The following is a 17,108-nucleotide window of genomic DNA, read 5'->3' as shown; positions in this document are numbered from 1 at the left end:
TCGCACCGGGGTATGCGCGGCGCTGAGCGGCTCACAGCCACCTAGCCGCATCCGGAATCTGCCTGACCTCTGGAGGTATCTGGCATGCCCGAGATGATTATTCAATCGCCCGATGACGTCGTCGGGTTCCTCAAAGCACAACACAACCTCATCGAGGACCTGTTCGACCAGGTGCTGTACGCATCGGACCCGCAGGCGCGCGAGAAGCCATTTCTGCAATTGCGCCAACTGCTGGCCGTCCACGAGACAGCCGAGGAAATGGTGGTGCATCCGCGGGTGCGCCGCGAGCTGGATACCGGCGACGTCATCGTCGATGCTCGACTCCAGGAAGAGCACGAGGCGAAGGAGCTGCTGTCAAAGATCGAGGGCATCGACATCACCTCGCAGCCCTTCATCGACGAGCTCACCAAGCTGCGCGACGCGGTGCTGGAGCACGCGGAGCTCGAGGAGAACCAGGAGTTCACGAAGCTTCAGCGCGAACTGGACGCCGACGAACTCAAGCGGCTGGGCACGGCGGTACGAGCAGCGGAGGCCATTGCGCCTACCCGTCCGCATGCCGGGGTGGAATCCGCGAAGTTGAACTTCGCCGTCGGTCCCTTCGCCTCGTTACTCGACCGCGCCCGCGACATCATCGAACACGGGATCGGCTAGGGAGGACTGATGAGCACTGCCGAACCGCCGAACGACGAAAAGGGTGCCCCGACACCCGAGGACCAAGCCGACGACGACAGCGTGGTGAAGCCGCCGTCCTATCCCGCCTATTCCACTCCTCCCCCGGAGGGATTACACACCGGCGAAGACGGTTAACCGGCTCCCGCTTGACTGTGGCTGGTCGCCGGGGCGATGCGCGCCATCCCGCGGAGGATCCACGGTGTGCGCTTGGCCATCATCGCCACGGCTCGGTCCGACCGGCGCATCCCCGATCGCGGGCCCGGTGTCGACGCGGAGACCAGCTTTGCCTCAGGCGATCCCGGCTGCGCGCCGTAGCGGTCGACCGCCAGCAGTTGCCAGGTGCCGGGCACGCCGCGCAACTCGACGTTGCCGCGGTCCTCGAAGCCGGTACCCGAGCCGACGACCAGGTCGCTGACGGTCCGAGAGACGAGGATTTCGCCGGCGCCGGCGCGGCCCAGGATGCGCGCCGCGATGTGGACCGCGATCCCCCCGATGTCGCTGTCCAGTAGTTCGCACTCACCAGTATGGATTCCTACGCGGATCTCGATGCCCAGTCTCTCGGCATCGTCGCGCACGGCCTCCGCACAACGGATGGCCTGCGTCGGGCCGTCGAAGGTGGCGAGGTGTCCGTCGCCGGTGCTCTTGACCACCGTGCCACCAAATCGTTCCGTCAGGTCAGACGTGATCTCGTCAAAGCGCTGAAGTACCGCACGCCACCGCTCGTCACCCGTCTCCGCGGCGCGCTGCGTCGACGCGACCATGTCGGTGAACAGCACGGTGCGCAGTGCGCGATGTGTCTGAGGCGGCGCTGCATGGCTTCCGGTAAGTAATTTCTCGATCTCGGCGGTGATCTTGTCCGGCTCGGTGAACCAGGGTGCGTGGTCCGTGCCTTCGACCTCGAGCATCCGTGCGCCGGGAATGTGGTCGGCGAGATATCGACCCAACTGCACTGGAACACAGGGGTCCTCGCTGGCATGGACGACGAGGGTCGGCACGGTGATCGTGGGCAGGATCGGCCGCACATCGATTCGGAATGACGATTCGAGCGTCGCTCGGGCCATTCCCGGACTCGCGCTCATGCGCTCCAACATTCCGAGTTGGCGTACCGAGCGGACGCCATGGATGACTGCCTTGAGTGCAGCACCGCTGCCCCATGCCGAGAGGACGGCCCGGCCGAATTCCTGTCCGCGGGCGATTTGCTGCGTCGATGGCGTGTATTCCTCACCCAGCTCAGGTAGGACACTCGCCCGCAATTCGGCCGGGTCACGCTCCACTTGGTCCCACCCGCCGACGGGGCCGACGTACGAGGACGTGCCAGTGAGAATCAGTGCCCGCGTTCGCTCCGGCCGTGTTGCCGCGAAGACGACGGTGGCCGGGCCGCCCTCGCTGACGCCGAGAAGCGCGGCTTTTTCGAAGTCTGCGGCGTCCATGACGGCTTCGATTTCTGCCGCTCGATCATCCAGCGTGCGAACCTTCGGAACCGGGTCCGACAGTCCGACCCCGGCCTTGTCGAACAACAGCACCCGACAAAATGTAGAGAGCCGCTCCATGAACGCTTCGAATTCGGGCATGGTCCAGAACAACTCGACATGGCTGACAAACGACCCCGCGAAGACCAAATCGACCGGTCCATCGCCGAATACCTGATACGCAAGGCTCAGATCGCCGCAGCTTGCATACGACGTTTCGGGCACGGCCTGAGCGTACCGATGCACGGTGCACCGGATTATGGCTTTAGCCAGCTTCAGTTGGCAGCGCCTCGCCGGTCCTGCCCGGGGTAGGGCGCAAAGCGCCCCAGAGCCCGACGGCGATGCCGATGACGGCACCGCCCAGACCGATGATCTGCTGGGAGCGCTTCATCTCGTGATGCACGCTCATCCCGCCGAGCAGGTCGGCGGCGTCGGCACCACCGGACGCCAGAAACCAGCCGCGAGTGTTCTTGCCGCGCAATGCTGCCGCCGCGAGCAGCCCGCCGATCAGCGCGTCGCGGTAGCCCATCGACCGCAGCAGCAGCCGCGCCGTCGGTGACGACTCTTCCGCCTCGGCGCCCCAGAGCCGGTTCGCACGAACCGGATCGACGAGAAACGACACGCCCGAAGCTAACCGGATGCTGCCTGCTGCCAGCGCAGCACGATCGATCGACATGTGCTCAGCGCGCTCCGCGTACCAGCCGGCCGGGACGTGCCCCGGTGTCGACGCCGTCGCGGCGGGTCACGGCGCCGTTGACGATCGTGGCGCTGTAGCCCGAGGCTCCCTGAACGAGCCGGTTGCCGCCGGCCGGCAGGTCGTAGGCCATCCGTGCGGGATGCAATGTCAGCGCATCCATGTCGATCACGTTGACGTCGGCCTTCTTTCCGACATCGATGACCCCGCGATCCGAAAGCCCGAAAAGCTGCGCGGTGTCGTGGGACTGCTTGCGGATGACGTACTCCAGTGGCAGCTTCTCGCCTCGGTGACGATCGCGTGCCCAATGCGTCAGCAAGAAGGTGGGATACGACGCGTCACAGATCATGCTGCAGTGCGCACCGCCGTCGGAAAGACCCGACACACCCGCGGGATGCAGCAGCATCTCACGGATCGCGTCATGGTTGCCGTAGAAGTAGTTGTAGAACGGCAGCATCAGCATCGCCGTTGCATCGGACTCGAGCATCAGGTCGTAGAGCGTGGCCAATGGGTCCTCGCCGCGCTCGGCCGCGATTTTCTCCACGGTGCGTTCGGCGGTCGGCTCGTAGTCGGGCGGGTTGCCCAGCGCATAGAGCCGACCAAGCGAGTATTGAGCGAGGGCAAACATGTTGTCGAACAACCGGTTTGGGTCGGGCGGCAGATCGTCCTCGGACAAGATGGCTGCCTTGACGGCCGGATCGGCGAGGCGCTGCGCCAGTTCCTCGCGGCTGCATTCGGCCTTCAGCCGGCGGAAGGTCGGACGGTGGGTGAACGCGTGATGTCCGGGAAAGCCGAACAGCATGCCGAACGGTCGCGCGGCGATCTGGGGGTACAGCCGACTGCCCGCCGCGTGAGCAGCCGCCGAGATGTCCAGCTGTTCGCGCCAGAGATCTGGGGCGGCGTCAACTTGGATCATGCCGAAGGAGATCGGCCGGTCGATCTCAGCGCCCAGCCGCTGCATCCACTCCAGCTCCTTCTTGGGCGCGATGATGTCCTCGCCCGCTACGCCCTGAGGAGCCAGCTCGAAGACAGCCTGCCCGCCGGCCGCCATGGCCCGGCCGAGCCCGAACAGCTCGTCCTCGGCGGCATAGGTTCCAGGAACCGGCTCGCCGTCGATGGCCCGGTGGCCGAGGGTGCGCGAGGTCGAGAAGCCCAGCGCGCCGGCCTCGACGGCTTCCTGCACGAGTCGCGCCATCGCCGCAATGTCTTCCGGTGAAGCCGGTTCGTTGCGGGCGCCGCGCTCCCCCATCGCGTAGGCGCGGACCGAGCCGTGGGCTACCTGGCTTCCCACATCGACAGCGAACTCGTGGCTTTCGACGACGTCGAGGTATTCGGGGTAGCTTTCCCAGCCCCACGTGATGCCCTCGGTGAGAGCGGCACCGGGAATGTCCTCCACACCCTCCATGAGGCCAATCAGCCAATCTTCTTGGCCCGGCCGCACCGGCGCGAAGCCGACACCGCAGTTGCCCATCACCACCGTGGTGACACCGTGGGTGCTGGACGGCTCCAGCAAGGCATCCCAGCTGACCTGACCGTCGTAGTGGGTGTGGATGTCGACGAATCCCGGCGCGACGATCTTTCCGGTTGCGTCGATCGTCTCGGCCGCCTCGCCGTCCAGCGGCTGATCGTTGGGTCCGCGGCGACGAACCTCCACGATTTTGCCGTCTTTGACGGCGATATCGGCGTTGAATCGGTCCGCACCGGTACCGTCAACGACGGTGCCGCCAAGAATCTTGAGGTCGAACACGATTACTCCTTATCTGCCCCCGCCAGCCGCTACAGTGAGCCAATGTAACACCGTTACAGAGGCGAGGGGAGCCTTTCGATGACGACCGAAACTGCGCGTCAAGTCCGTCAGGAAGACGCGATCGGCACGCCGCCGCAACGCCCCACCCTGGTTCCGGCGGAGCGCTACTACTCCCCGGCGTTCGCCCAGCTCGAGGTGGAACGGATGTGGCCGAAGGTGTGGCAGCTCGCCTGCACGGTCGACCATGTCGCCGAGCCCGGCGATTACTTCGAATACCGTTGCGGGCCCTACTCGATACTGATCGTTCGCGGCGACGACGGAGCCCTGCGTGCGTTCCAGAACGTGTGCCGGCACCGAGGCAACTCGCTATGCGCGGGCTCCGGTTCGGACCTGCGTGAACTGCGATGCGGTTACCACGGTTGGACCTGGGACCTTTGCGGCGTTCTCAAGCGGGTCCCCAACCGCAAGGGGTTCGGCGCGTTAGCTATGGCGGAGTTGCCCTTGCTTGCAGCCCGCGTCGAGGTGTGGGAGCGACTGGTCTTCGTCAACCTCGACCGCGACGCGATGCCGTTGGCCGACTTCCTAGAGGCGGTGCCGGACGACATCGCCTGGTGCGGACTCGGCGACTTCCGCTGCTACGCGACGACGGCCATCGAAGTCGCGGCAAACTGGAAGACGATCGCCGACGGCTTCAGCGAGACCTATCACATCCAGACGTTGCATCCCGAGTTGCACCGGTGCGTGGACGACGTCCATGCGCCGCAGGTGATCTGGGGACACACCGGTAAGTCCGAGCAGCTCTACGGAGTGCCGAGCCCGCACATCAAACAAGCGCCCAGCGACGACGAAATTTGGGACGCCTATGTCGATACCCAGGGAGCATTGATGGGTGTTGGCGAGGGCACCCCTTTCCCGCACGGTGATCGCCAATCCGGGCAGTCGGTTGCAGACGTGATCGCCGATCGCACAAGAGCTTTCGCCGCTGAGCGGGGTGTCGATCTCAGCTGGGCCAGCACCGATCAGATGATGCGGCTGCACCAGTACAACATCTTCCCGAACATGTCCCTGCTGACCAACGCCGATCATCTGACCGTCCTGGCCGCACGGCCGGGGCCTGACCCCGACCATGGCGAGTTGGTGATGGTGTTGTTCACCCGGATGCCGCCCGGTGCGCCGCGCTGCAAGCCCGCCGACGTGCGGATGCCGGCCGAGGAGGCGCATCCCGGGCTGGTGATGTCCCAAGACCTCACGGTGTTACCCGGACTGCAGCGTGGTCTGCACCAACCCGGATACACCCATCTGGTGTTGTCCAATGAGGAACGGCGGGTGATCAACATGCATCGCAACCTCGAACGTTATCTGGAGCTCCCCGAATCGGATTGCGTAAGCGGAGGTGAAACAGCTTGACCGCCAAGGGCGAACAGGCCGTGAGCGCCGAGGTGATCCTGGACGCTGCGGCCCGACTGATCGAACTCCACGGGGTGGAGGCATTCACGATGCGCGGCCTCGCCGAGCAACTCGGGGTGGCCGTCACCTCGATATACTGGCACATCGGGGGTCGCGACAAACTCTTCGACAACCTGGTCGACCGATTGCTTCGCCAGATGGCCAATCTGCCCACCGAGGGTGATACGGCGGTCGATCGCATTGCCTCACTTGCCCGCTCGCAACGTAGGGCGCTGATCGACCAACAGCATCTGCTGGCCATCGCGCATGAACGCGACCAGACGCCGCGGTTGTTCCTGCCGATTCAGCAGACGTTGGCGGCGCAACTCGCGGAATTGGGTGTCACCGGCACCGAGGCTGCGCTGGTCTTGCGGGCGGTGCAGGTTCACGTCATATCGTCGGCGGTGATGCAGTTCTCGGCCGTTCGGGGCGCCAAGCACGACGAGGAGGACCCGTCACTGTGGGACGACGACTGGGCGGACCGGGCGCTTGTCGAAGCGCTGCAGTCCCCCACCGACTATGACGCCGTTTTCGAATACGGACTCCAGGCACTGCTGGCGCCATTGCGCGCTTAGATGACCGGTGGGACCGGGGCGTGCAGCACACCGCATACGGTTCGGAGCAACTCAGACTCCTGCACGGTGACCGTCCTGTCGGCCATGACCGTCGTCACGACCGCGGCCACAACGGTGGCCTTGTCGCTGCCTTCCAATCCGTCGATCACCGGCCACACTTGTTCGAGCGCGAAGACCCCGTCGACTGGCAGGAACGGGATGCGGGCTTGCGGATATGCGACGGAGATGCCCGCCTGGAAGGCCGCTGCCGCCGCCCGCGGATCGCTGTTACCGGATTTCGCCAGCAGCGCGATCAGACAAGCGACGGCGTTTTGCGCGCTGGCCAGGTTCTGACGCCTGCTCTTCCACGGTGATCCCGACGTCAAAGCCTCGTGCAAGCCGACGAAAACCAGTGTGCCCAAACAGTATTCGAAGACGTCGAGCTGCCCGTCGGCATTGATCAGCTGCCCCAGAACCGATGTCATCAGTCGCGCGTCCGCCGCTGGCCGCCCGCGCAACGCAGGGAATGCCATGGACGCGACGGGCAGCCGCAGGTTCGGGTCGAGGCGCACCAACTCCGCGCCGCATCGCCATGCCTCGTCGGCCATCTGCTTGCCGTGATTGCGGGCGACGATGTCGTACTGGGCCTGCCGGACGTTGGGTTTGCGGTCGAAGATCAAACCGTAGATCAGCGGGACCGCGGTGGCCGGGTTGTGCGCAAGGTCGGCCAGATTATCTGGGATCGCCTTGCGGATGCGCACACCTTCCTGGTGCGATGCTGCGGTCGGGTTGCCAACGGCCGCTGCATATTCGCGGGCATCGGGGCGGCGGGGGGCAGCTTGCGCCACTGGCGCGTCCGCGAACCCCATCCGGGCGTCCTCTGCCAACCCGTCCGGCGGCTGTTGGGACCAGCGCTGCCGCAATTGGTCGAGGTTGTCCGGCGTGAAGTCGGGCTCGATGGCCTGGATGCGCTTGAGGAGCGGCGGGTGAGTTGCATACAGCGAGGAAAAGTTCATGCCCGGGCCAAACAGCATGTGGCTGACGTTTTCGGTCTTGGGGCTGGCCAGCTTTGAGCCGGCCTGCAGCCCACCAATTTTCTTCAGCGCACCCGCCAGTCCGCTGGGCTGCCGCGTGTATTGGACGGCCGAGGCGTCGGCCAGATACTCCCGCTGACGTGAGACGGCTGCTTTGATCAGCCGCGCGAAAAAGACTCCGATCCAGCCGGCCGCCAGAATGACCAGGCCCACCGCCCACAACGGGAGACCGCCGTCGCGGTCCCGGTTGCGCCCGTTGCCCGAGTACAGCAGCACCCGACCGATCACCGCCAACGCGGTGATCCCGGCCAGCACGCCAATCAGTCTGAGACTCAACCGCATATCGCCGTTGACGACGTGGCTGAACTCGTGAGCGATCACGCCCTGCAGTTCGTCACGGTTGAGCCGGTCGAGTGAGCCCTGGGTGACGCACACGGCGGCGTCTGCCGGGGTGTATCCCGCGGCGAACGCATTGATTCCCTGCTCCTGCGGTAGGTAATAGAGCACCGGCACCGGAGTGCTCGACGCGATGGCGATTTCTTCGACGATGTTGCGGTACCGCTTGAGCTGTGGATCTGTCGGCATGTCCGGTACGCGCACCCCGCCAAGGCTCTCGGCAACCTTGGTCCCGCCACCGTGGCGCAGCATCAGCGTCTTGACAACCGACACCGTGCCAATCATCAGCAGCACCGGGATACTGATGATCACCACCATCGCAATCAACTGTCCGGGCGATATCGGCTCGTCGGCTCCAGACAGCACGAATGCCATGACTGCGGCATCCACCACCGCCGTGATCCCGAATACGGCCAGGATGAACAGGAACACCATTCTTTTCGACGCCGCGCGTACCTGCCGCTGGCGCTCGAAGAAATCCACGAATCAGAACTGGACGCGCGGGACTTCCCGCGTCTCCGGACCCGCCTCCAGCGGTGCCGCCGCGGTGAAGCCGAACATGCCCGCGAAGATGGCAGCCGGGAAGACTTCGCGCTTGTTGTTATAGGTCAGGACCGAGTCGTTGTAGGCCTGACGGGCGAACGCAACACGGTTTTCCGTCGACGTCAGCTCTTCGGAAAGCTGCATCATGTTCTGGTTGGCCTTGAGGTCTGGGTATGACTCGCTCAGCGCAAACAGCCGTCCGAGAGCTCCGGTCAGCGCGCCTTCCGACTCTGCCAACTTGCCCATGGCGTTGGGGTCTCCCGGGTTGGCGGTGGCAGCCGCTTGTGCGCTGATTGCGGAGTTGCGTGCCTGGATGACCGCTTCGAGGGTGCCGCGCTCGTGGGCCAGGTAAGCCTTGGCCGTTTCGACGAGGTTGGGGATCAGGTCGTGACGCCTGGTCAGCTGAACGTCGATCTGCGCGAAAGCGTTCTTGTAGGCGTTGCGCGAACGGACGAGCCCGTTGTAGACGCTCAGCGCAACCACCACGAGGATTGCCAGGATTACGCCGATGACGATCAGGGTGATGACCACTTACTCCACCTTTGCTGTTGACGGAACCGTCTGACACATGCTCCCACAGCCACCACTGGAGGGCCTTGACTTCGATCGCCGGCGTCGGCACCAGGACATATGCTCGCCTGCATGAGCAAGCTCGCCGCGAATGCGCCCGTCCTGGTGCGCGCCGACGGCCCGGTGGCGCGCCTGACCCTCAACCGGCCGGAAAAACGTAACGCCCTCAGCCTCCAGGTGATGGAGGACCTGATCGACACGTTGCGCCGACTCAGCGCGAAACCTGACGTGCAGGTGATCGTCATCGATGCCGTCGGTCCGGCGTTCTCGGCGGGTCACGACTTGAACGAGATGATCGGTCGCGACGTTTCGTTCTACCAGCGGCTGTTCGACGTCTGCACCGAGCTCATGGAAACCATCCACCGCCTCCCCCAACCGGTGATCGCAAAGGTCGAGGGTTTGGCTACCGCGGCGGGCTGTCAGCTCGTCGCGGCCTGCGACCTCGTCGTGGCTGCCCACGGCGCCGGTTTCGCTACTCCCGGAGTCAAGATCGGGTTGTTCTGTTCGACTCCGATGGTGCCGCTCTCACGTGCGATCGGCAGGAAGCGGGCGCTGGAGATGCTGCTTACCGGCCAGCCGATTACCGCGTTGACCGCGCTCGAGTGGGGTTTGGTGAACCGCGTCGTTCCGGCGGAATCGCTCGAAGAGGAGCTCGGTTCCCTCGTCGACGCCATCGTGGCGTCCAGCCCACTGACGGTAGGGCTTGGCAAAGAAGCCTTTTACGCGCAGGTCGAGCTCGACGAACACCGCGCCTACGACTTGACGAAGGCGGTCATGGCGATGAACGCCGGCGCCGACGACGCCCAAGAGGGCATGGGTGCGTTCCTCGAGAAACGTGTACCGGCCTGGCGCCGGCGTTAGCCGGCTTTATCGCGGTGCGTCGGTTCTGGTCTGCGCCAGTAGCAGATCGTTAACGCTTCATGCTCGCTTCGGTCACGAACACCGGGCAGCAATGCAATTGCGGCAAGGCAGTGATTGGATCGGCTCAGTGGTCCACACAGGCGAGGGCCCGGAGGTCACGGTATATGGGTTTGCTCGGACCAATAGCTCTGATTGTCCTATTCGTCGTGGTCGCCGTCGCTGCCGCGACAGGCGGATTCGTCGCGTCGGCTGCAGCGCAGAGGAATAAGCGACGGGCGCGCGGGTTCTTGATTCTGGGTTTCTTCTGCGGGTTCGTGGCAGGCGCGGTGATGCGCCGGCGTCGTGACCTAAACATGTTGCGACTCGTTTCTCGATACGCTGACTTCCGTCCACTGGCAGCGGTGACGACCACTGGCATTAACCGCCTGGCGTCTCCTGCTGGCCGCCGGGTGCGCCGAATCGGGCGTGCACTGAGCGAAACTCGGCTTAGTCTGAGTAGGGAAACCGCCTGATAAGGACAAGTCCCCATGGACATCGATGACGAGTCCCTTACCACGCTGGAGGACCTCAGGGGCGATCTGGCGCTTCGATACAAGTGGGCACCGAGTAGCGGCGCCTCGGTCGACACCGCGGTCGTCGAAGCAGACTTGGCGGCCCTCGACCGTGACGGCTTCGTCATCTGGGAAAACCTGCTAAGTGCCGAGGAGTGCCGGCAGATTCGCGACGTGGTACGGCCGTGGCTGGGGCACACCGGGCGCAACTCCTTCGAGGGCCGACACACCCAGCGCATCTACAGCCTGCTGACCAGGACGCGGTTATCCGATCGGATTGCCGACCATCCGCGGGTACTGGCGGTGTTGGACCGGTTGCTGATGCCCAACTACCTGCTTTCGACGTTGCAGGCCATCAACATTCAGCCCGGAGAGTCCGCGCAGTTGGCTCACCACGACGACGGCTTCTACCCCGTTCCGCGCCCCCGAGAACCGTTGGCAGCCGCGACGATCTGGGCGATCGACGACTTCACCGCCGACAACGGCGCCACCGTCGTCTTCCCCGGCAGCCACCGCTGGGGCAAACGGCGACCGGGCGCCGACGATCGCTCGGAAACAGTGGTGATGCCGGCCGGCTCATGCGTCTTCTTCGTCGGCACCCTGTGGCATGGCGGCGGAGCCAACACCTCCACCGGTGATCGTCTTGCCGTCACCGCCCAGTACTGCCAACCGTGGTTGCGACCGATGGAGGCCTTCACCCTGTCGGTGTCGCGCGAGCTCGCCCGGACGGTCTCCGACGACATTCGGCGGATGCTCGGCTACAGCATTCACCCGCCGTTCATCGGCGCGGTCGACGGTTTGCACCCGCAGCGGCTGTTAGACCAGCCGTCGAACTCAGTCAGCCCCCCTAAGTCCTGATATGAACCGCTGCACGCTCTGTGCTAGCGATCGCGGGACATGGTCAGGATCCATCAGCTCGGTCTCCGCCAGCGGGCTCGCTTCATCGGCGACCGTCTGCTCGGTAACCGGCCGCAACGTCCTGCCCTGTCCTCGAAGTGACTCGATGGCCTTGAGGAACGATCCGTACTGACGCAGCGCGCTTTCGAACTCGTCGACGGACGCGCCGAGGTGTTCCGAGACCAATTCATTTCGCACGGACGTGACCTGGCGGCGGACGTCATCGTGTTCGGAGCTGCGTGGATCGGCTTCGATGGCTACATCGCACTCGCTGTCAAACCCCATCGAGCGGTTGTTGAGATTCGATGATCCGATGCGCAGCAGACGATCGTCGATCGCCATGACCTTCGAGTGGACGTAGATCGGGGTGCCGTTGTCGGTCACCGGATAGTAGACACCCAACCGATGATGATCGTCGGCAGCCCAAAGCACTTGAATGAGCCGTTGGCGTGCGCCGTCCATCGTTTCCCGCTCCAGGGGGTTGTTGCCGCTTCGCGGGAGGACGATGACGATCTCCGGACCTTCTTCTTCCGTTAGCCGCGCGCTCAGCGCCTCCGCGATGCGCCGGGCTGCCAGATATTGGTTCTCCAGATAGATGGTGTGGCGCGCTGCCGCAATGGCCGCGAGATTGAGCGCCTCCACCTCCCGCACCTCGCGGCGGCTCTCCAATTCGGGGAGGGTGCGCGCGATTCCAACGTCGACGTTGCGCAGCGTGGGTTCCAGTTTGGTGGGCCAGGCGCTGTGCTTAGCGTCAACCGGCGCCAGCGATTGGTCAGTCGCGGACTGCCACCGCGCCCGCGCTTGCTCACCGAGTGCGCGCGCGGCCGCGCCGTCAACTGCTGCCATGACGTCGTGGCGCGGCCCATAGCTACGTCCCAGCGTCCGACGGCGGCGACTCTCATGTGGATGCGCGCGAGTGTCCCATCGGTCGATCGTGAGGTCGACGCCGCCACAAAACGCCACGGCATCGTCGACCACCACAATCTTTTGGTGATGGACAGAGCCGATTGGGCGGGCGCCGTCGATGGCGAAGCGGATTCGCTTGCTGCTGATCTGGTTGACCACCGCCACGGGGGTGAGCCCGAACCAGATGCCGTCGAACGCCGGGAGCAGGCGCAGATTGGATTTTAGGAGGTAGACCTCGAGAGAGGGTCGTTTCCACAGCATCCAATAGAGAAAGGCGCCTAGCTGGTTGGGACCGGGAAGGGTCTTGTCGCCTCGTTCGAATGTCATCCTGGCGTCCAAATCCCAAGCGATCAGCATGATCCGATGCCGAGCGCGCAACATCGCCGCCTTGACATGCTTGAAGTAATCGGCCGCATCGATGATGCCGGCGAACCGATCGGCCCGCGCAGTGCCCCAGCATGTCTGACCGGGAATCAACAGTCGATCCTCGCGCACGCTCAATCCCTCAACGACGTTGACGGCTCACGGCGGACATAGTGCCGTGTTTACCATGCTCAGATTAAGGCAGTCGGCGTACAGCTCTGTTGGAAAGCGCAGTTACTTGAGGCAGCTGCCAGCATCAATCGGCAGCGTGACACCCGTGATGTAGCGAGATTCGTCGGACGCGAGGAACAGCACGACGTTGCTGATGTCCTCCGCCTCCACCCAGGGGATCGGCAGCGTGTGGAACATTTGACAAAAGGGGGCCAGATCGTCGGGACCGGGATTCTTCAGGTCGGGGCGGACCATTTTGTAGAGGCCCTCGTTCAGCACCATCGGAGTGTTCACGAACGTGGGATGCACCGAGTTGACCCGGATCATGTGCTGACCCAATTCGACCGCGAACGTCCGCATGAGACCCACCACACCGTGTTTGGCGGCCACGTAATGGCCGAGACGCGGAAAGGTATATGCCTTGAACCCGTTGACCGAGCTCGTCAGCACAATCGAGCCACCGCGGCCGCCCGCGACTATGTGGGGCACACCAGCTTTCACGGTCTTCCATACACCGGACAGGTTCACATCGATCATGTCCTGCCAGTCTCTTTCGCTGACTTTGTCGAGTGTGTCGCCGTCGTCGCTGCCGGCGTTGCTGATGCCGGCATTGCCCACAATGATGTCCAGCCGGCCCAGCTGCTCCACCGCGCTGTCGACGGCGGCTTTGAGGGCCTCATAATCACGCACGTCAATTTCGGCGGTGACAATGCGACGGTTGTGGCCCCGCACCAGATCCGCGGTCCTGGCCAGATCTTCCGGGGTGGACGGCGGGTTCAAGAATCCTTCGATCGGCTTGCAGATGTCGATGGCAATGATGTCCGCACCCTCTTGCGCCAATCGCACCGCATGCGCACGACCTTGACCGCGCGCCGCACCGGTGATGAACGCGACCTTGCCATCGACTCGCCCAGCCATAATTGGTCTAATTCTTCCTTCTGGCAGCTAGGTTTCTGCCGCGAACGCCAATATTGCCTTTCCGCGGTCAATGAGATTGCAGCGTCGAGCAGGTTTGAAATCCCTGAGTTTGGATACGCCAAAAGGTGGTCCAGCAATTAGCCACCACTTTTCGAGCACAGGAACATAGCGAAGGAGTCTGACGTGATGTTCTCCAAGGTCGCCATGAAGGCGACGGCAGCTGCGGCCGGCATTGTGACGGCCGGAGTACTAACGGCGACGCCGGCGTTCGCCGACCCGGAAGTCGTACAGTTTGGCCAATCGGCAGAGGTTGCCAGCCCAAGTGGTGTCATCGACTACACCGTGGGCGACTTGCAACCCAGCGGTCACAACGACGGCATCTGGTATTCCGATGTCACGGCCAAAGGTGTTAGCGGATCCCCGACCCCGGTCATCGCCGACTTCAATGCGCGTGCCGTCAACAGCTCGACCTACGCGGTAATGAAGGGCAACGAGGTGGACGGCCTTCCCAACCAGCCGATCGCCCCGGGCTCCCAAAGCACCGGGAAGCTTTACTTCGACGTTCGCGGGGGCACTGCACCGGACAGCGTTGTCTACCGGGACGCGGCCGGCGTCGACAAGGTCGTCTGGAAGAGCTAACTCTTTCAAACTGACTCTGTCGCTGCCGACGGCGAAGCCCTATGGGTTGGCGGCACTGGTGGCCGCCAGCCGTTCTTGGCCAGCCCGATGACGACTGGGTTGTCGGGGTATGCGTTGAAACGCACCGTAAGAACTAGTGAGTTGCTGTCAAGTGCTGCAGCGCTCTCCGCATTGGACCCGGTCCAAGTGTCGCCTTGCCGGTGCAGATCCCAACCGGGGCGACCCGCTCCGCCCACATGCATGCAATCCGGACCACACGGACTGATGGGCCAGGTCGTTGTGCTCCCTTCCTGTCTGTCAGTCGGCCCCGCATCGAGCATGGTTGCGGTGTAGTCTCCGGCCAGCAGTTCTGCCGATGCGGGGCCGGCCCATCCGATCGCAGCGCCTGAAAGCACCGCGACAACTGCCAGTCCCCGAGTAATCGTCCTCATCTTGTTCCCCTTTCGTAGATGCGCCTTGGCGTTGTGCGACCGGCGATTTCGTGGAGTGCTGTGCCGATGCGCCATCAACTTCGTCGGCCTTTCCCCTCCGCGCAAAAGTGGCTAATCGCAGACGCTAAGCCGTTGGTGGGATACCGGATACAGGGATTTCCCTTGTATTCGGTCGGCCTCGTTGCAGCGTTTTCAGGCATGGCCGTTCCCGGTTCTCTGCTTTGCGCCATCATGCTGGCTGATTACAAGCGTCGCATCTGAGAGACAGCCGTCATGGACGCCACTCGGGACATATGCGCCCAGATAGGCGCAATGGGCTTCATTTAAGAAGTCGGGCAGTTTAATGTTTTGTTGTCGTCGTTAACCGACTGCTGGGAGGCGACATGAGCTATCGGACAATTATTGTCGGGACGGACGGCTCGGCGTCGTCGTTCCGCGCAGTCGAACGCGCAGGCATGGTCGCGGCGCAAGATAATGCAAAGCTGATTATCGCGAGCGCCCATCTCTCGACTGCGGAGAAGGGCGGCTGGTCGCGACCACCTGCGCCCGATCGTGTAACTGACCCCCGCGCCTCCGACAGTCTTGGGGACGCAGGATACAAGATGCATGGCAGTGCCCCGGTGTATGCGATCCTTCAGGACGCCCGCGAACGGGCGAAGGCCGCCGGCGCCAAGGACATCGAAGAGCGGGCGATCGTCGGTGCGGCAGTCGACGCGCTCGTGAAATTGGTCGAGGAGGTCAAGGCGGACCTGCTCGTCGTCGGCGACGTGGGACTGGACACGGTCGCCGGGCGGCTACTGGGCTCAGTGCCCGCCACCGTGGCCCGCAGAACCAAAGTTGACATCTTGATCGTCCATACCGCCGGATAGGCATGAGTGGACGTCTTCGGTGGAGCGCGGCCAGTATGGGTCAGCACGGACCGAGATGGGAAGACATGAGCTGATATGAGCTCTGTGCTGACCGCCGTCAGCACGCGAAGTCTGGAGCCTCACCTTCAATCCGATTATTGCGCACCACCGTTTGATGGTTCAGGTTCGTCTAGTCGCGATGAGTTTTGCCCCGCGGTGCAGTCTGATCTTCATGGGCAAACTCATCTATGGCTTCAACGTGTCGGTGGACGGGTACATCGCCGACGCACAAGGCAACATCGACTGGTCCGATCCGAGCGAAGAACTGCACAAGTACTGGAACGATTTCGAGCGGGAGACTGCCCTGTCGTTCTACGGGCGGCGGCTCTACCAACTGATGTCCGCATACTGGCCGACCGCCGACAAGGCCCCGGACGCCACCCCTCTGATCGTTGATTTCGCCCGCATCTGGCGCGACATGCCCAAGGTCGTGTTCTCGCGCACTCTGGAGTCCGTCGACTGGAACTCGCGCCTGGAGCGCAGCGACCCGGTCGAGGTGGTGACGAAGCTAAAAGCCGAAACGGACGGCAGGCTGGAGGTGGCCGGGGCGACGCTGGCCGCACCGATCGTGCAGGCGGGACTGGTGGACGAGTACCGGATCGTGGTCACGCCCACCGCGGTCGGCGGCGGCACCCCGTTCTTTCCAGCGCTGCCGTCATGGATCTCGCTGCGATTGTTGGAGAACCGAACATTCCCGGGCGGCACGGTCTTGCTGCGCTACGCGGCGAAACACGATTGAACGGGCGTACACAAAGTATCGTTCGTGCTGGTCAAACAGTGGAGCTGCCGGGAATCGAACCCGGGTCCTACGGCATTCCCTCAAGGCTTCTCCGTGCGCAGTTCGCTATGTCTCTACTCGGATCTCCCGGTCACGCGAACCAGCCGAGATGACGATCCCAGTCGCTGTGTATGTCCCGATAAGTCCCGCGACCGAACTCATCGGTTGATCCCTCTAGCTGATGCCAGGGTCCGGGCCGAGGGCGTTCCCGGTCTGACAGACTAGCCGTCGCTTAGGCAGCGAGAGCGTAGTCGCGCTGATGTGAATCGGCGCTTAATTGGTTGCAACGACGCTTACGGTGGTCTCTTGCCTGCACCGGCACGCTTCCCTTGATTCGATGCGCGAAGTCGAAACCGTTCAGCCCCTCGCATCCCCGCCGAACTTCGGCAGGACATTTAATGGTACGCGGTTTAAAACAACAGGCCAGTCAATATTCATCCCCGCCGCGTCGGCTCGCGTGAGCAGGCCGTGCCGACTGTGCGGATCGATCCGCCTGCCACGGCGTAGTAAGAGGGCTATGCCGATAGAGATGTGTGTTGATGCAGGCGATAAAGACGTCC

Annotated in this window: 17 protein-coding genes and 1 other RNA gene; 9 read left to right on the top strand and 9 right to left on the bottom strand. The window is 63.7% G+C overall.

Annotation, left to right across the window (positions count from 1 at the left end; all coding sequences use genetic code 11):
- The first annotated feature begins 84 nt into the window (after positions 1-84).
- Together AC5Y42_RS18335 and AC5Y42_RS18330 are read left to right on the top strand one after the other, a co-directional pair.
- Entirely contained in the window at positions 85-651 is a 567-nt protein-coding gene (locus AC5Y42_RS18335) for a hemerythrin domain-containing protein (protein ID WP_499900015.1), read from the top strand.
- Positions 652-660: 9 nt separating this feature from the next.
- Positions 661-807 carry a hypothetical protein gene (locus tag AC5Y42_RS18330; RefSeq protein ID WP_499900014.1) on the top strand — a complete coding sequence of 49 codons (147 nt, stop codon included), beginning with the start codon at positions 661-663 and terminating at the stop codon, positions 805-807.
- On the opposite strand, the gene AC5Y42_RS18325 is transcribed toward AC5Y42_RS18330, so the two are convergent.
- Genes AC5Y42_RS18325 through AC5Y42_RS18315 form a run of 3 tightly spaced genes read right to left on the bottom strand, consistent with a single transcriptional unit; the run spans position 804 to position 4,582 of the window.
- Entirely contained in the window at positions 804-2,366 is a 1,563-nt protein-coding gene (locus AC5Y42_RS18325; RefSeq protein ID WP_499900013.1) for an adenylate/guanylate cyclase domain-containing protein, read from the bottom strand. The two genes, AC5Y42_RS18330 and AC5Y42_RS18325, sit on opposite strands and share 4 nt — an antisense overlap.
- 40 nt (positions 2,367-2,406) lie before the next feature.
- Complete coding sequence (locus AC5Y42_RS18320) at positions 2,407-2,817, bottom strand: DUF4267 domain-containing protein (protein ID WP_499900012.1); 411 nt, start codon at positions 2,815-2,817, stop codon at positions 2,407-2,409.
- Between the two features lie 4 nt (positions 2,818-2,821).
- Positions 2,822-4,582, bottom strand: a complete 1,761-nt coding sequence (locus tag AC5Y42_RS18315) for an N-acyl-D-amino-acid deacylase family protein (protein ID WP_499900011.1) — start codon at positions 4,580-4,582, stop codon at positions 2,822-2,824.
- Positions 4,583-4,660: 78 nt separating this feature from the next.
- Between AC5Y42_RS18315 and AC5Y42_RS18310 the strand changes: the two genes are divergently transcribed.
- Positions 4,661-5,989 carry an aromatic ring-hydroxylating oxygenase subunit alpha gene (locus AC5Y42_RS18310; RefSeq protein WP_499900010.1) on the top strand — a complete coding sequence of 443 codons (1,329 nt, stop codon included), beginning with the start codon at positions 4,661-4,663 and terminating at the stop codon, positions 5,987-5,989.
- Positions 5,986-6,603 (top strand): TetR/AcrR family transcriptional regulator, encoded by a 618-nt coding sequence (locus tag AC5Y42_RS18305; protein ID WP_499900009.1) that lies wholly within the window; start codon positions 5,986-5,988, stop codon positions 6,601-6,603. Before AC5Y42_RS18310 ends, AC5Y42_RS18305 begins: the two co-directional genes overlap by 4 nt.
- On the opposite strand, the gene AC5Y42_RS18300 is transcribed toward AC5Y42_RS18305, so the two are convergent.
- The gene (locus AC5Y42_RS18300) at positions 6,600-8,495 is read right to left on the bottom strand and encodes a M48 family metallopeptidase (RefSeq protein WP_499900008.1); all 1,896 of its coding nucleotides are present in this window, start codon (positions 8,493-8,495) and stop codon (positions 6,600-6,602) included. The genes AC5Y42_RS18305 and AC5Y42_RS18300 overlap by 4 nt on opposite strands.
- A gap of 3 nt (positions 8,496-8,498) precedes the next feature.
- A complete protein-coding gene (locus AC5Y42_RS18295; protein WP_499900007.1) occupies positions 8,499-9,086 on the bottom strand; it encodes a LemA family protein in 588 nt (195 codons plus the stop codon).
- Positions 9,087-9,197: 111 nt separating this feature from the next.
- Here AC5Y42_RS18295 and AC5Y42_RS18290 point away from each other — a divergent pair, with 111 nt between their 5' ends.
- Entirely contained in the window at positions 9,198-9,986 is a 789-nt protein-coding gene (locus AC5Y42_RS18290; RefSeq protein ID WP_499900006.1) for an enoyl-CoA hydratase, read from the top strand.
- A 527-nt stretch (positions 9,987-10,513) separates the two neighbouring features.
- Positions 10,514-11,395, top strand: a complete 882-nt coding sequence (locus AC5Y42_RS18285) for a phytanoyl-CoA dioxygenase family protein (protein WP_499900005.1) — start codon at positions 10,514-10,516, stop codon at positions 11,393-11,395.
- Here the strand turns inward: AC5Y42_RS18285 and AC5Y42_RS18280 are convergent.
- Complete coding sequence (locus tag AC5Y42_RS18280) at positions 11,372-12,835, bottom strand: phospholipase D-like domain-containing protein (RefSeq protein ID WP_499900004.1); 1,464 nt, start codon at positions 12,833-12,835, stop codon at positions 11,372-11,374. The two genes, AC5Y42_RS18285 and AC5Y42_RS18280, sit on opposite strands and share 24 nt — an antisense overlap.
- A 102-nt stretch (positions 12,836-12,937) precedes the next feature.
- The gene (locus AC5Y42_RS18275; RefSeq protein WP_499900003.1) at positions 12,938-13,792 is read right to left on the bottom strand and encodes a mycofactocin-coupled SDR family oxidoreductase; all 855 of its coding nucleotides are present in this window, start codon (positions 13,790-13,792) and stop codon (positions 12,938-12,940) included.
- Between the two features lie 186 nt (positions 13,793-13,978).
- On the opposite strand from AC5Y42_RS18275, the gene AC5Y42_RS18270 reads away from it, so the two are divergent.
- The 3 genes from AC5Y42_RS18270 to AC5Y42_RS18260 all read left to right on the top strand — a co-directional run bounded on the left by AC5Y42_RS18270 (position 13,979) and on the right by AC5Y42_RS18260 (position 16,509).
- Positions 13,979-14,431 carry a DUF1942 domain-containing protein gene (locus tag AC5Y42_RS18270; RefSeq protein ID WP_499900102.1) on the top strand — a complete coding sequence of 151 codons (453 nt, stop codon included), beginning with the start codon at positions 13,979-13,981 and terminating at the stop codon, positions 14,429-14,431.
- A gap of 814 nt (positions 14,432-15,245) precedes the next feature.
- Entirely contained in the window at positions 15,246-15,731 is a 486-nt protein-coding gene (locus AC5Y42_RS18265; protein WP_499900002.1) for a universal stress protein, read from the top strand.
- A gap of 211 nt (positions 15,732-15,942) precedes the next feature.
- The gene (locus AC5Y42_RS18260) at positions 15,943-16,509 is read left to right on the top strand and encodes a dihydrofolate reductase family protein (protein ID WP_499900001.1); all 567 of its coding nucleotides are present in this window, start codon (positions 15,943-15,945) and stop codon (positions 16,507-16,509) included.
- Positions 16,510-16,545: 36 nt separating this feature from the next.
- Here the strand turns inward: AC5Y42_RS18260 and ssrA are convergent.
- Both ssrA and AC5Y42_RS18250 read right to left on the bottom strand, forming a co-directional pair.
- Positions 16,546-16,913, bottom strand: a transfer-messenger RNA (tmRNA) gene (ssrA, locus tag AC5Y42_RS18255).
- Positions 16,906-17,108: hypothetical protein (locus AC5Y42_RS18250; protein WP_499900000.1), on the bottom strand; the 203-nt coding region annotated here is incomplete at its 5' end. The genes AC5Y42_RS18250 and ssrA, both read right to left, overlap by 8 nt.

This window comes from Mycobacterium sp. NGS48, from assembly GCF_059812585.1.
This window is presented reverse-complemented; position numbering and strand designations above follow the sequence as displayed.